This is a genomic window from Chryseobacterium sp. L12 (genome assembly GCF_056133985.1).
Genome location: NZ_JBVYOF010000001.1, coordinates 290,181 through 303,525, shown reverse-complemented (window position 1 = coordinate 303,525; position 13,345 = coordinate 290,181). Strand labels below are relative to the sequence as shown.

Annotated in this window: 16 protein-coding genes; 2 read left to right on the top strand and 14 right to left on the bottom strand. The window is 32.2% G+C overall.

The features are described from left to right. Window positions 1-12: 12 nt before the first annotated feature. The 3 genes from AC0NBN_RS01455 to prmA form a co-directional block, all read right to left on the bottom strand. The gene (locus AC0NBN_RS01455) at window positions 13-822 is read right to left on the bottom strand and encodes a polysaccharide biosynthesis/export family protein (RefSeq protein ID WP_160811487.1); all 810 of its coding nucleotides are present in this window, start codon (window positions 820-822) and stop codon (window positions 13-15) included. 104 nt (window positions 823-926) lie between these two features. Next, window positions 927-2,888 carry a polysaccharide biosynthesis protein gene (locus tag AC0NBN_RS01450; RefSeq protein WP_474466639.1) on the bottom strand — a complete coding sequence of 654 codons (1,962 nt, stop codon included), beginning with the start codon at window positions 2,886-2,888 and terminating at the stop codon, window positions 927-929. Window positions 2,889-3,140: 252 nt separating this feature from the next. Next, window positions 3,141-3,968, bottom strand: coding sequence for a 50S ribosomal protein L11 methyltransferase (prmA, locus tag AC0NBN_RS01445; protein ID WP_160811489.1), 828 nt, complete (start codon window positions 3,966-3,968; stop codon window positions 3,141-3,143). 124 nt (window positions 3,969-4,092) lie between these two features. Here prmA and AC0NBN_RS01440 point away from each other — a divergent pair, with 124 nt between their 5' ends. Next, window positions 4,093-4,359: a hypothetical protein gene (locus AC0NBN_RS01440; RefSeq protein ID WP_474466633.1), complete on the top strand. Its 267-nt coding sequence runs from the start codon at window positions 4,093-4,095 to the stop codon at window positions 4,357-4,359. 115 nt (window positions 4,360-4,474) lie between these two features. Further along, entirely contained in the window at window positions 4,475-5,635 is a 1,161-nt protein-coding gene (locus AC0NBN_RS01435) for a thioredoxin family protein (protein ID WP_143883998.1), read from the top strand. Between the two features lie 717 nt (window positions 5,636-6,352). On the opposite strand, the gene rplI is transcribed toward AC0NBN_RS01435, so the two are convergent. The 11 genes from rplI to AC0NBN_RS01380 form a co-directional block, all read right to left on the bottom strand. Continuing rightward, window positions 6,353-6,862 (bottom strand): 50S ribosomal protein L9, encoded by a 510-nt coding sequence (rplI, locus tag AC0NBN_RS01430; protein WP_089743040.1) that lies wholly within the window; start codon window positions 6,860-6,862, stop codon window positions 6,353-6,355. 168 nt (window positions 6,863-7,030) lie between these two features. After that, the gene (gene rpsR, locus AC0NBN_RS01425) at window positions 7,031-7,333 is read right to left on the bottom strand and encodes a 30S ribosomal protein S18 (protein ID WP_056215709.1); all 303 of its coding nucleotides are present in this window, start codon (window positions 7,331-7,333) and stop codon (window positions 7,031-7,033) included. 31 nt (window positions 7,334-7,364) lie between these two features. Beyond that, complete coding sequence (rpsF, locus tag AC0NBN_RS01420) at window positions 7,365-7,706, bottom strand: 30S ribosomal protein S6 (protein WP_143884000.1); 342 nt, start codon at window positions 7,704-7,706, stop codon at window positions 7,365-7,367. 229 nt (window positions 7,707-7,935) lie between these two features. Beyond that, entirely contained in the window at window positions 7,936-9,057 is a 1,122-nt protein-coding gene (gene ribB, locus AC0NBN_RS01415) for a 3,4-dihydroxy-2-butanone-4-phosphate synthase (protein ID WP_143884001.1), read from the bottom strand. Between the two features lie 103 nt (window positions 9,058-9,160). After that, window positions 9,161-10,165 (bottom strand): LLM class flavin-dependent oxidoreductase, encoded by a 1,005-nt coding sequence (locus AC0NBN_RS01410; RefSeq protein WP_160811490.1) that lies wholly within the window; start codon window positions 10,163-10,165, stop codon window positions 9,161-9,163. A 221-nt stretch (window positions 10,166-10,386) separates the two neighbouring features. Further along, window positions 10,387-10,881 (bottom strand): hypothetical protein, encoded by a 495-nt coding sequence (locus tag AC0NBN_RS01405; RefSeq protein ID WP_160811491.1) that lies wholly within the window; start codon window positions 10,879-10,881, stop codon window positions 10,387-10,389. Between the two features lie 89 nt (window positions 10,882-10,970). Next, complete coding sequence (locus AC0NBN_RS01400) at window positions 10,971-11,531, bottom strand: DUF6705 family protein (RefSeq protein ID WP_160811492.1); 561 nt, start codon at window positions 11,529-11,531, stop codon at window positions 10,971-10,973. Window positions 11,532-11,573: 42 nt separating this feature from the next. Beyond that, window positions 11,574-12,140: a DUF6705 family protein gene (locus tag AC0NBN_RS01395; protein WP_160811493.1), complete on the bottom strand. Its 567-nt coding sequence runs from the start codon at window positions 12,138-12,140 to the stop codon at window positions 11,574-11,576. 42 nt (window positions 12,141-12,182) lie between these two features. After that, window positions 12,183-12,497 (bottom strand): hypothetical protein, encoded by a 315-nt coding sequence (locus AC0NBN_RS01390; RefSeq protein ID WP_160811494.1) that lies wholly within the window; start codon window positions 12,495-12,497, stop codon window positions 12,183-12,185. A gap of 14 nt (window positions 12,498-12,511) precedes the next feature. After that, on the bottom strand, window positions 12,512-12,745 hold the full coding sequence (locus AC0NBN_RS01385) for a DUF6705 family protein (RefSeq protein WP_160811495.1): 234 nt from the start codon (window positions 12,743-12,745) through the stop codon (window positions 12,512-12,514). 43 nt (window positions 12,746-12,788) lie between these two features. Next, window positions 12,789-13,262: a hypothetical protein gene (locus tag AC0NBN_RS01380; protein WP_160811496.1), complete on the bottom strand. Its 474-nt coding sequence runs from the start codon at window positions 13,260-13,262 to the stop codon at window positions 12,789-12,791. Between the last annotated feature and the right edge of the window lie 83 nt (window positions 13,263-13,345).

The window sequence follows — 13,345 nt, the reverse complement described above, 5'->3', positions numbered from 1 at the left end:
TGATTTTTTAGATTAATTTCTTGTAAGAGCCAAAATACCGATTGCCAAAGATGCAACAACTGAAGCAATTGAGATATAAATTCCGGTATTTGGATCTAGTCTTGCCGCTCTTTCTCTTGTTGAGTTGGGCTGAACGTAGATCACATCATTCTGCTTGAGATAAAAATAAGGCGAATTGATAAATTGTGCACTGGTAAGATCAATTTTTTGTGTTGTAATTGCACCATCCACATTTCTTACAACCATTACATTATTTCGTACTCCGAATACAGTAAGATCACCGGCCAATCCCAATGCCTGTAATAAAGTAGTATTACCGTCAGGAACAACATAAGTTCCCGGTCTTGCTACTTCACCTAAAACAGAAACCCTGAAATTAACTAACTTTACATCCACAACAGGATCCTTTACATATTTAGAGATAAGATTTACAAGTTTATCTCTTAAACCCTCTACATTTTCGTTACCCGTACTAATCATTCCTATCTGCGGAAAATCAATATTTCCATTAAGATCTACCATATACATTGGACCTGAGACAGGCATTTGCTGTGGTAAATTGTTAGAGCTCGGAACGCTATATTGTGTAATTGTTGCTGATGACGAATAGTTTTTATTGAAAGGTTTTACTACATCCATATCTTTAGCAGACACAGTAATAATCAATTGATCACCAGGCTGAAGATTACTTCTGCTGTTTTTTATTGAATTATCTAATGCTATACTTTCAATATCTTTCATATAATTCAACTCCTGTCTCGGAGCACATGAAAATATTGCTAAACTTAATACACCGTATAAAAAATATTTTTTTACAATCATTTCTGATAAATTTTCACAAAAATAGGACTATTATTTTTTAAATAAAATTTTGTTACAACAAATTATATTTAAAATCATTCTTAATTAAACTTGCAACTTATAAATTACAAATCTACAGTTGGCTTCTGATCTTCAATTTTATCAAGAACTTCGAATTCAGAATTATTACTGATAAATTCAGGAACTATTGCTTTTAATAATTTTACTACTTGCAGTTTATCCCTTCGTACAGCAGATCTTACTATATGTCTGCATAAAATATTAATTTCGTCGAAACTCATAATCGGATCTTTTGAAATCATTATTTTCTCATGATGTGTTGGAATTGTTGTTGCATTATTACTCAACAACTCTTCGTATAGCTTTTCTCCGGGGCGCAAACCAATATATTTAATCTTAATATCTTCATCAGGAATAAATCCTGAAAGTTTTATCATTCTCCTTGCCAGATCTAAAATTTTAACCGGCTCTCCCATATCAAATACATAAATCTCGCCTCCATTTCCCATTGTCCCTGCCTGAAGAACCAATTCACAAGCTTCAGGAATTGTCATAAAATAACGTATAATGTCAGGATGCGTAATTGTAACCGGACCTCCTTTTTCTATCTGCTTTCTAAAATGAGGAATAACAGAGCCGTTAGAGCCTAAAACATTACCAAAACGGGTAGTAATAAATTTTGTAGTATTACCTTCAGAGTTTTGAAGAGACTGGATAAAAAGCTCAGCCGCTCTTTTAGAAGCCCCCATTACGTTTGTAGGATTCACCGCCTTATCTGTTGAAACCATTACAAAACGATTAACTTTATATTTTTTGGCTAATTGAGCAAGGTTTTTAGAACCCAATACATTGACAAATATAGCTTCATGAGGGTTTTCCTCAATCAAAGGAACATGCTTGTATGCAGCAGCATGATAAACCATAGAAAAGTTATATATCTCAAATAGCTTTTCTAGTCTTGATTGATTTGAAATATCTGCAAGCACAAACTTAAATTTCTGCTCTGGAAATTTTTCCAGTAAATCAAGTTCTAATTCGTATAAAGGAGATTCAGCCTGATCCAAAACTACAATCAAAGTTGGATTAAACTGTGCAACCTGACGTACAATTTCACTTCCAATAGAACCGGCACCACCTGTTACTAATATGTTTTTTTTGAAATGCCTGCTTCTTACTTCTTCGTTTTCTATTTTTATAGGTTTTCTATTAAGTAGATCTTCAATCTGGAGCTGTCTAATACCACCTACCAAATCAGAATCACGCATTTTACTCAATGTAGGAGCTTTAAGAACTTTGAGATCATTATCCAATGCCAAAGTCATCCATTCCTCAAGTTCCTGCTTACTCATTATTTCCTTTATAATTAACACAGCATCGAATTGACTGATAAGTTCTTTATTTTTAAAAAAATAGTCAATATTGAAAATTTTATGACCTAATAAAATTGCCTTATTAGAATCTGATCTCTTTGTAAGAAAGCCTGAGAGACGATAGGGATAGTTCGGATTATGAAGAATTGCTCTTGCTAAAGAAACTGAAGCATCTCCTACGCCTACAACTGCAACTCTTATTTTAGATTTTGTTCCTTTATAATCAATAAGGATATTAAAAAACTGCTTGGTTACCATTCTGAAAAAAAACATCATAGAAACCGATATAAAAAAATAAAAAAAAAAATTAGGATATAGAAACAGTGGTTTTCCAATATAAATCTCAACGATTATATTGATCAATAACAATGTTGCCAAAGTTGAACCTGAACACAACAAAATTTTAAAAAAATCAAAAAAAGTAGAATGTCTAATGATTCCTGCATACGTTTTGAAGGCAAACATAAACAAAATGTTAATAAAAACTAATAACATTCTTTTCTCAAAACGATACTGTGCAAAATTGGTTTTTACATTAAGTTTTTCAATAAATAAATAAGATAAAAATATAGATAATAAAACGATTGCAACATCAATGAGAAGTACAATCCATCTGGGCAAATATCTTAAATTTGTGAGTTTTACTACATTATCCCCTGTATATAATGAACTAAAAGCGTCTTTAAGCTTTTTCATTTAACGAATTTGTATTTTGCTTATTTTTCTGCAAATGTAGTTATATTAATTGTATAAAAAAATATGGGTGATAAACATTTACCAACAAAAAAAGATAGAATTTTGATAAAAAATCATACCACACGCCATCCCTAAACAGAAAAATAAAAAAATGTTGATGAAAATTTAATACCAAACATTTAAATAAAGTTCTATTAAAAGTTAATTAAATTATTTATCATTTACTCTTTATTGGCTCTGTAAGGATATGAATTATTTTTCAAGTAATATACTTACCCATTCTTCACGCTGTAATTTCTTTTTCATTTTAAGATTATTTTCCGTACAAACTTCAAGAATATCATCCACATCAAAAAAACACAGTCCGGATAATAAAAGTTGACCACCATTATTCAGTACAGATTCATAAACAGGAATATCAGATATCAGTATATTTCTGTTGATATTAGCCAAGATAATATCGTATTGATCTTTACCTAAATTTTCAGCAGTTCCCAACTCAATATCCAGTTCTACATTATTTCTTTCAGCATTTTCTTTAGAATTTTCTACAGACCATTCATCAATATCTATTGCTTTTGTTTCACCAGCGCCTATCTGTTTTGCATAAATTGCTAAAACAGAAGTGCCACACCCCATATCCAATACTTTTTTATTTTTAAAATCCATCTCCATCATCTGCTGAATCATCAAGTGAGTGGTAGGATGATGACCTGTTCCAAAAGACATCTTAGGCTGAATGATAATTTCATGCATTCCCGGAACAGATTCATGAAATTCGGCTCTTATTAAAACTTTATCATCAATATTAATGGGTTCAAAATTCTTTTCCCACTCTTCGTTCCAGTTGATATTAGGCATTTCGGTAAACGAAAATTCAATTTTTACATCCTGATTTTGAAAAAGCGGAAGGTTTTTAAGCTGATTATCATCAAATAAATCTTTTTGAACATATCCTAAAATACCATCATTCTCTTCTGTAAAGCTGTCAAAACCGATTTCAATAAGCTCTGCCATCAATATTTCATTCCACGGCTGAAGGGGAGATATTTTAAAACTGAATTCAAGATAATTTTGCATAAAAAAAATTTCTGCAAAAATAGCTTTTTAAATTTTTATAACTCCGAAATATAAACCGATAAATTGTCAAATAAATATTCGGCAGATTTTTTGCAAACACAATAACAGTCAAATATATTATAATATGAAAACAACATTTGCAATCATTGCACTTGCTTCTCTCACTTTTGGAAGCTGTGCAGATAAAAAAGAAAACAGAGAAGAGTTCAAAGAAGAACACAACAAAGATTTTATGAGAAACAATATGGGCGAAACTGCCGCTTCAAATTCAGAACAGTCACCCTATCCTGATACAGATACCCCTAAAGCATTGAGAGATACTGCAGCCTCGGCTACTGACTATAAAAGTAAAGAATCAAGACCCAACACTTCGGTAGGAGGTTCAAGATAAAATTTTAATCCGCAAAATAATTTTGCGGATTTTTTGTTTCACTTATGTTATTATTTATGAAAAGAGAATAATTTTTTAACATAATCGTTACATTTGTATCCAACAAAAAAAATTCATGAAAAAAACAGCAATACTTTCATTTCTCTTCTTTGCTGCATTCACGTTTGCACAGGGAATTAAATTTGATGAAGGAAACTTCAAAACTCTTTTGGCAAAAGCTAAAAAAGAAAACAAACTTATATTTATTGATGCTTATGCAGTCTGGTGCGGACCATGCAAGCTGATGGTAAAAAATATTTTTCCGCTTCAATCTGTCGGTGATATTTACAACAGCCGTTTCATCAATGCTAAAATTGATATGGAAAAAGGTGAAGGTATTGAACTTGCAAAAAAATACAATGTAAAAGTCTTCCCTACATATCTTTTTATTGACGGTGACGGAGAAGAAGTTCACAGAACAATAGGCTATGTAGAAGAAAATGATTTCATCCAATTTGCAAAAGATGCCGAAGATCCTGCTAAAAGACTTACATCATTAAAACAGAAATTTGAAAAAGGAGAAAAAGATCCTGCTTTTTTGTTAAATCTTGCAGAGCTTACAGTCTACAGTGATACCAAATTATCTAACCAGATTCTTGAAAGATATTTTGATGGAAATCCTGAGTTAAATCAGAGCAATCTTCAATTGCTGTTTCAGGCAATGAAAAGCACCGATGATTCATCATACAGGATTTTTCAGGCTAAAAAAGCAGAGATTCTGAAAATGATGCCCGAAAAAAACTATGATAACATCGACAAAAATGTAAAAATAAATACAGCAGTAAGCAAATCTTACAATCCAAATACAAAAAAATTTGATGACAGCTATTTTTTAGCAGAAACTCAAAAATTTATGACGAAGGAAGAAGCTGGAAAATTACTGATTAAAGTAAAATCAAGCAGAGCCTTGAAAGATAAAGATTTTGCAGCCTATGAAAAACTTACTTTAGAACATTACAAAGACTACGCCTCGGCTTCTTCAGAAGAACTCAATTCTATCGCATGGAATTTCTTTGAAAACATCAAAACAAAATCATCTTTAGAAACCGCTGTAAAATGGGCTCAGGAATCAGTAAAGAAGAATGAAAATTTTGCCAATACAGACACCCTGGCTAATTTATATAACAAAGTCGGTGATAAGAAAAATGCTAAAATTTGGGCAGAAAAATCTATCCAACTAGCGAAAGCAACCGGACAAGATGCCACTGACACAGAAAAATTGTTAAAGAGCTTATAAATTTTTCCTTTTTAGATATATCAATCGCAGCACTAATGTGTTGCGATTTTTTTATTTTTACTATTTGTAAATAACTTAAGTTCGGGATAATAACTGATTTTCAAAATAAACATATTTTACAGCAAAGAAAAATAAAGAATATCTACTTTTGAAAAGCTTTTAAGTTAAACAATGCCACTTCTTTTATTAAGTAAGACGTAATTCTGTATTATTTGGATAAGCTGAAGTTTCTAGTGAGCGTAGTCGAATGACTTTGTTTAGTTTGAGTGTAGAATCACGCCGATCTCTTGTTTAGCTTACCATTTATCTCGACCTCACATTAACTACTTAATTTAAGCCTAATTTAACCTCAGTTCGGGATAAGAAATAAATTTAAATAATTGATTTATAGAATTATATTTAATTTCTCGCAAAGAAAAAAACAAAAGATTTTTTTACTTTTTGAAAGTTTTTAAGCTAAACAAAGGCACTTCGTTTATTGAAAAAAGACAAAAATGGTATTATTTTGATAAGTTAAAGTTTATACTGAGCGTAGTCGAAGTACCTTTGTATATCTTAAAAGCTGAATTCCTGATAATTGAATCTCTTTGTTTAACGTTGCGTTTAAGAACACTTATCCCGAACTCAGGTTAATTTAAATTTCCTAATGAAAAAATCCTAAAAAAAATCCGTTTCACGAAACGTAAAACGGATTTTATATTATAAAGAGATTTTACCTTATGCTTCTTCAGCAGGAGTTTCTTCTTTTTTAGCAGGAGCTGCTTTAGGAGCTTCTACTGGTGCGTCTGATACAATATCAAACTCGAAGTTATACTCTACATTTCTGTGCAATCTGATGTTAGCAGTAGCTTTACCAGTTCTCTTAATTGTATTACCAGGAATCTTGATGTATTTCTTCTCAACAGAAACACCAGCTTTCTCAAGAGCTGCAGAAAGATCTGCATTGTTGATAGAACCGAATAATCTGTCTCCAGAACCTACTTTTGCAGGAATAGTAACTGAAGTTTTCTTCAATTGCTCTACTTTAGCATTAGCATCAGCGATCAATTTAGCTTCTTCTTCTTTTCTTGCTTCCAAAGTAGCCTCAAGAGCTGCTTTATTTTTCGGAGTAGCCAAAACTGCATAACCTTGCGGTAATAAGAAGTTTCTTGCGTAACCAGGCTTTACATTTACTGTGTCGAATTCAAGACCTAAGTTTTCTACGTCTTTTTTTAGGATAATATCCATTGTTGTTGTCCTTTTTTAGATGTTAGAAATTAGATGTTAGAAGTTAGAAATTAGACTTTGTCTGTTATCTGAGATCTTTATCTGAAATCTAAATCAAGTTAGAATTTAATTATTTATTCAGCAACAAAAGAAGAGATTGCTCTCTTCTTTTATTTATTTTTTGTCTTATTATTTCAATAAGTCAGCTACGTAAGGCATCAAAGCAAGATGTCTTGCTCTTTTGATCGCAGCAGAAACTTTTCTTTGATACTTTAAAGAAGTTCCTGTGTATCTTCTTGGTAAAATTTTACCCTGCTCGTTTACGAACTGTAATAAGAAATCAGCATCTTTGTAATCAACATGCTTGATCCCGTATTTTTTGAATCTACAATATTTCTTTTCAGATTTTGTATTGATATCAAGCGGAGTAAGGAATTTTACTTCAGATTCTCCTCCAGCTGAGGCTTGTTTAGCCATATCATCTATTGCCATATCTTTGTCTTTTAAATTGTGGGTTAATCAATTAAGCTTTTGCAGCCTTTAGTTTAGTTCTTCTGGTTACAGCATATTCAGCAGCATGCTTGTCTAACTTTGTAGTAAGGTAACGGATAACTCTCTCATCACGTTTGAAAGCCAATTCCAGATCAGCCACTACAGAACCTTCTCCTTTAAACTCGATTAAAGTATAGAATCCATTCTTTTTTAGTTGAATAGGATAAGCTAATTTTTTTAATCCCCAATTTTCTCTGGTTACAATTTCGCAGTTCTTTTCTTTCAAAAGATCTTCGAATTTTTTCACTGCTTCCTCCACCTGAGCGTCAGATAGAACGGGAGTTAAAATGAAAACAGTTTCGTAATTGTTCATAATGTAAATAAATTTGTTAATTATTTCGAGGTGCAAAAATATGAATTAAAATAATAACACACAATAAATCAGCTAACTTTTGATGAAAATTTATAAGATATTGTATTAAAAAACAAAATACCTCTCTTCAATCTTAAATACATAAACTGATCATTAAAAATTTAAATAAATTTTAAAATAAAAATCTGTCCCATTTTTGAGACAGATTTACTTTTTATTTACTGGAAATTTAGAGTTGTACCATTTCCGTAACTTCAACATCATAACCGCCAACCTGAGGTTTAATGTTTGGATTCTGAGTAATAACTTTAAATTTATTAATTCCCAGATTTTTTAAGATCTGAGTTCCGATTCCGTAATCTCTGTAATTGAATGCCAAAGTCGGGTGCTGCTGTTGCCCGTCCTGATAATTCAGGAACTGCTGCAGCTTCCTTAATGTATTTTCAGAATTTGAAACATTATTGATAAAAATAATTGCTCCTTTTCCTGCTTCATTCACCATACTGGTTACTCTTTCCAGCAATGGTTTTTCGCCGTTATTCAATCGTGTTAAAACATCAAAATAAGAATCTGATGACTGCACTCTTACCAAAACAGGTTCATCAACCGTCCACGAACCTTTTGTTAAAGCAAAATGAATCTGATCGTTTGAAGTTTCTCTGAAAGCGAGGAAATCATAATCACCGTAAGCTGTTTTTACTTTTCTTTCTTCAATTCGCTCAATAAGATTTCCTTTTTTAAGCTGATAATGAATTAAATCTTCTATAGAAACAATCTTCATATCATGCTTCTGTGCAAAAGCGTAAAGTTCCGGCAAGCGTGACATAGAACCATCTTCGTTCATAATTTCACAAATAACACCACCTTCTTTTAAACCTGCAAGACAAGTTAAATCAATCGCAGCTTCTGTATGTCCTGCTCTTTTCAAGACTCCGCCTTTTCTTGCTCTTAACGGAAAAATATGACCGGGACGCATAAAGTCGGAAGGTTTAGATTTTTCATCCATCAAAGCTAAGATTGTTTTAGCTCTGTCACTTGCCGAAATTCCTGTAGAAGTTCCGTTTCCTAATAGGTCTACAGAAACAGTAAAAGCAGTTTCTTTTGGATCGCTGCTTCTGCTTACCATCACTTCAAGCCCCAGTTCATCACACCTTTTTTCAGGTAGAGGCATACAGATCAGCCCCCTTCCGTGAAGTGCCATAAAATTGATGATTTCCGGCGTTGTAAGCTCTGCTGCACAAAGAAAATCACCTTCATTTTCCCTGTCTTCATCATCTACTACTATGATTATTTTACCATTTTTAAGGTCTTCGATTGCCTCTGGAATAGTATTTAATTTAATATCAGACATTTTTACTTTAAATTTTTGCAAAGATACTTAATAAAATAAGCATCAACAATTAATATGAATAGTTTGTGCTTATCTACGTTTTTAGGAATTGTAGTAATATCATTTATGAGCCAAATAATGAGTCTTTTGCTTTTTGGATGATCTCATAAGACCCTAATCTTTTTTGATGATCATAAATATGAGAATTAATCATCAATTCATCCACATTAAATCTTTCCTGAAAACCTTGCAGTTTAGCTTCAATTTCAGACTGATTTCCGATAAGGGTAAATTTTAATTTCTGTAATACCATAGATTTTTCCATAGGTGACCAGATGCTGTCCATATCATCAACGGGTGGCGCAAAAGGCTTTCTGTCATTCCTGATAATATTGATAAAAGCCTGAAACAAAGTTGTTGAAATTTTTTGTGCTTCTTCAGAGGTTTCTGCAGCAATTCCGTTTACACAGGCAATGATATATGGTTTATCCAGATATTTTGACGGTTCAAAATGTTCTTTGTAAATATTGAAAGCCATTTCCATCTGTTCCGGTGCAAAATGTCCTGCAAAAGCGTAAGGAAGCCCCAATTCTGCCGCAAGAAAGGCACTGTCAGTACTTGAGCCTAAAATATATAAAGGAATATCTAAACCTTCTCCCGGAATTGCACGCACCAATGCATCCGAATTCTCTTTAGAAAAATATTTTTGTAATTCTAAAATCTGTCTTGGAAACTGCTCATTGATGATTGCCGGATTTCTTCCTAAAGCCTGAGCCGTTAAACCATCCGTTCCGGGCGCTCTTCCCAAGCCAAGGTCTATTCTTCCGGGAAAAAGCGATTCTAATGTTCCGAACTGTTCGGCAATCACTAGTGAACTGTGATTAGGGAGCATAATACCTCCTGATCCGACTCTTATTTTTTGCGTTCCGTTGGCTATAAAACCAATCAAAACAGAAGTAGCAGAACTTGCAATGCTTTCCATATTATGATGCTCAGCAAGCCAGAATCTTTGATAATTTAAATTTTCAGCGTGTCTTGCCAAAGATAAACTGTCCTGATAAGTATCGTGAACAGTCTTGCCCTGCTTTACCGGCGCAAGATCCAATACTGATATTTCAAAATTTTTCATGTAATTCTATTTGAAAAGCAAATGTAAAACTATTTATTTACATTAGTTACTTTTTGTAATTGATAGGATTGATGAGACATTCAGGGAAAAACTATTGATGAAAAAGCTGTATCATATATGAGATCAAAAATAAAAAAATCCGTTTCACAATTAGTGAAAACGGATTTTTGTTTAGATAAAAGCAGTATTGCTGAAATTACATTTATATTATTTTCTATTTTCTACTTAACATAATTACTTATCTCAAACTGCTGATTGACAGGAATAACATAGATTTTCGCAGACGTCCATGTATTGAGTTCATGTTGTTCAAATGCTTTTTCAATTGCATTTTTAGTATTGATATCAGTAAACTTTAATACCTCAATTTTCTCTATACTATTAGACGTTCCAATGATTACTCTTACACGGTTTTCTCCTTGTTTTGCATTTTTGGGAAGCTTAATGTTTTTAAACAGCTCAATTCTAAACTGGGCAATACCGTTTTTAAAATCAGCCCAAAGTTCTTTATTGCATGCATCACAATATAATCCTCCTTTTTCAAGACATTTTTCAGCGTTTGTATAAAAAGCATCAATTTTTATGGAATCTGATTTATTGGAAGCAAAAAGCTTCATGTTTTCTAAACCCGGAGAAAGATAAAATTCGGCGTGCTTTTTATTAGTGGTGCAGTTTGCTGAAACACATAAAATTAAAACGATTAAACAAGCTTTCATTATTTAGGATTCATAGTGATATCTGTTAAACCTCTTACATACCAAAATTCTATTTTCTCTATAAACAACCTTTTTAAAAGACCTTTTCTTTACTGCTTCGTGAAAATTAAATCTTTTGTTACCGGAAGATACACAGTAAGATCCTGATTTCCCGGACAATTATATTCATCTAATAGTTTTCCGTTAGGTCGATATTCCCAAGATAATTGCGTGGGGTTAATTTTAAATAGAAATACTCTTCCCCAGCCTACGCCGCAATTTGTTCCCGGATAATGTAGCACAACTGCATTTTCCTGAGGAAAAGACGAGATACTGCAAAAATCACTTTGAGTACTATTTTGAGTATCCTGAAGAACAGCTCCTGATGAGTTTTTAACCGTATATCTTATGACTACAGCATCAGTATAATAACTTTTGTTAGGTATTTTTACAAGTTTATCTTCAACTTTTGTTATGTATAACGTCGTTTCATTCCCCTGATAGATGGCTTTATAGGTTCCAACAAACTGGTTCAACTCGTTATTATAATCTTTTAAATGCGAATTAGCAGGAATTGCTTCAAAATCAGCATCTAATGGAAATTGCTGCGCTTTACAATTCATTACACTAATTAAAATACACGCTGCTACAATAATTGTAATATTTTTCATAATTTCCTCTCTGAAAAAAACCTTTTTTAAAAGACTTTGTCTTTACTGCTTCGTAAAAATTAAATCCTTCGTTACAGGAAGATAAACTTTTGTATCGGGATTTCCGGGACATTCTATGCTTTTATCTAAGAAAATACTACCATTAGGTCGATATTCCCAAGACAGTTGTGTGGAATTAATTTTAAAAAGAAAGACCCTTCCCGATCCTACGCCGCAATTTGTTCCCGGATAATGTAGCACAACTGCATTTTCCTGAGGAAAAGACGAGATACTGCAAAAATCACTTTGAGTACTATTTTGAATATCCTGAAGAACAGCTCCTGATGAGTTTTTAACCGTATATCTTATGACTAAAGCATCAGTATAATAACTTTTATTAGGTATTTTCACAAGTTTATCTTCAACTTTTGTTATGTATAACGTCGTTTCATTTCCCTGATAGATGGCTTTATAGATTCCTACAAATTGATTTAAATCATTATTAAGGTCTTTTACATGTCCCCCTTGGATAATATCGTCCATACGCGTATTTAGTGGATAGACCTGAGCTTTACAATTAATTACACTAAGCAAAACAGCAAAAATGATGATAATTTTAATATTCTTCATAATTTCCTCTCTGAAAAAAACCTTTTTTAAAAGACTTTGTCTTTACTGCTTCGTAAAAATTAAATCCTTCGTTACAGGAAGATATACATTAAGATCCTGATTTCCCGGACAATTATATTCATCTAACAGTTTTCCGTTAGGTCGATATTCCCAAGACAGTTGTGTGGGATTAATTTTAAATAGAATTACCTTGCCATTTCCCACACCGCAATTTGTTCCCGGATAATATAGAGCAACACCATTTTCCTGCGGAGCAGACCAGATACTGTAAAAATCATTTTGAGTATTATTCTGAGTATCCTGAAGAACAACTGCGGATGAGTTTTTCACAGTATATTTAACCGTTAAAGCATCCATATAATATGATTTTGTCAGTCTTTTTTTAACATATGTTCAACTTTTGTAATATACAACGTAATTTCATTTCCTTGATAATTAGCTTTATATATTCCTGTAAACTGATTTAATTCATTGTTCAAATCTTTTATGTATGATAACGCAGGAACATCTTCATAGTCAGTATCTAATGGATAAGTTTGTTGTGCTTTACAATTTGCAAGGTTGATAAGCATTAATAATAAGATGATAATTTTAGTATTTTTCATAATTTCCACTTTAAAAATAACCTTTTTTGAAGAGACCTTTTCTTTACTGCTTTGTGAAAATTAAATCTTTTGTTACTGGAAGATACACGGTAAGATCCTGATTTCCCGGACAATTATATTCATCTAATAGTTTTCCGTTAGGTCGATATTCCCAAGACAGTTGTGTGGGATTAATTTTAAATAGAATTACCTTGCCATTTCCCACACCACAATTTGTTCCAGGATAATATAGAGCAACACCATTTTCTTGGGGAGATGACCATATACTATAAAAATCATTTTGAGTATTATATTGAGTATCCTGAAGAATAGCTCCAGATGAGTTTTTCACAGTATATCGTATTATTAAAGCGTCCATATAATAAGACTGATCAATTCTTTCTTTAAACATGTGTTCAACTTTTGTAATATACAAAGTAGTTTCATTTCCTTGGAAATTAGCTTTATAAATGCCAACAAATTGATTTAAATCATTATTAACATCCTTTACATAACCGCCTTGAGGAATATCCTTCATCCGTGTATTTAATGGATAGACCTAAGCTTTGCAATTGATTACATTAAGTAAAACAGCAAAAATGATGATAATTTTAATATTTT

Excerpts from the sequence above, each read along its gene's own strand:
- AC0NBN_RS01395 (WP_160811493.1), bottom strand. The coding sequence starts at position 12,140 with ATGAAGAATATTAAAATTATCATCATTTTTGCTGTTTTGCTTAGTGTA.
- AC0NBN_RS01455 (WP_160811487.1), bottom strand. The coding sequence starts at position 822 with ATGATTGTAAAAAAATATTTTTTATACGGTGTATTAAGTTTAGCAATA.
- AC0NBN_RS01390 (WP_160811494.1), bottom strand. The coding sequence starts at position 12,497 with ATGGATGCTTTAACGGTTAAATATACTGTGAAAAACTCATCCGCAGTT.
- AC0NBN_RS01450 (WP_474466639.1), bottom strand. The coding sequence starts at position 2,888 with ATGAAAAAGCTTAAAGACGCTTTTAGTTCATTATATACAGGGGATAAT.
- prmA (WP_160811489.1), bottom strand. The coding sequence starts at position 3,968 with ATGCAAAATTATCTTGAATTCAGTTTTAAAATATCTCCCCTTCAGCCG.
- AC0NBN_RS01380 (WP_160811496.1), bottom strand. The coding sequence starts at position 13,262 with ATGAAGGATATTCCTCAAGGCGGTTATGTAAAGGATGTTAATAATGAT.
- AC0NBN_RS01440 (WP_474466633.1), top strand. The coding sequence starts at position 4,093 with ATGAAAACAACATTTGCAATCATTGCACTTGCTTCTCTCACTTTTGGA.
- AC0NBN_RS01435 (WP_143883998.1), top strand. The coding sequence starts at position 4,475 with ATGAAAAAAACAGCAATACTTTCATTTCTCTTCTTTGCTGCATTCACG.
- AC0NBN_RS01400 (WP_160811492.1), bottom strand. The coding sequence starts at position 11,531 with ATGAAAAATATTACAATTATTGTAGCAGCGTGTATTTTAATTAGTGTA.
- rpsF (WP_143884000.1), bottom strand. The coding sequence starts at position 7,706 with ATGAACAATTACGAAACTGTTTTCATTTTAACTCCCGTTCTATCTGAC.
- AC0NBN_RS01385 (WP_160811495.1), bottom strand. The coding sequence starts at position 12,745 with ATGAAAAATACTAAAATTATCATCTTATTATTAATGCTTATCAACCTT.
- ribB (WP_143884001.1), bottom strand. The coding sequence starts at position 9,057 with ATGTCTGATATTAAATTAAATACTATTCCAGAGGCAATCGAAGACCTT.
- AC0NBN_RS01410 (WP_160811490.1), bottom strand. The coding sequence starts at position 10,165 with ATGAAAAATTTTGAAATATCAGTATTGGATCTTGCGCCGGTAAAGCAG.
- rpsR (WP_056215709.1), bottom strand. The coding sequence starts at position 7,333 with ATGGCAATAGATGATATGGCTAAACAAGCCTCAGCTGGAGGAGAATCT.
- rplI (WP_089743040.1), bottom strand. The coding sequence starts at position 6,862 with ATGGATATTATCCTAAAAAAAGACGTAGAAAACTTAGGTCTTGAATTC.
- AC0NBN_RS01405 (WP_160811491.1), bottom strand. The coding sequence starts at position 10,881 with ATGAAAGCTTGTTTAATCGTTTTAATTTTATGTGTTTCAGCAAACTGC.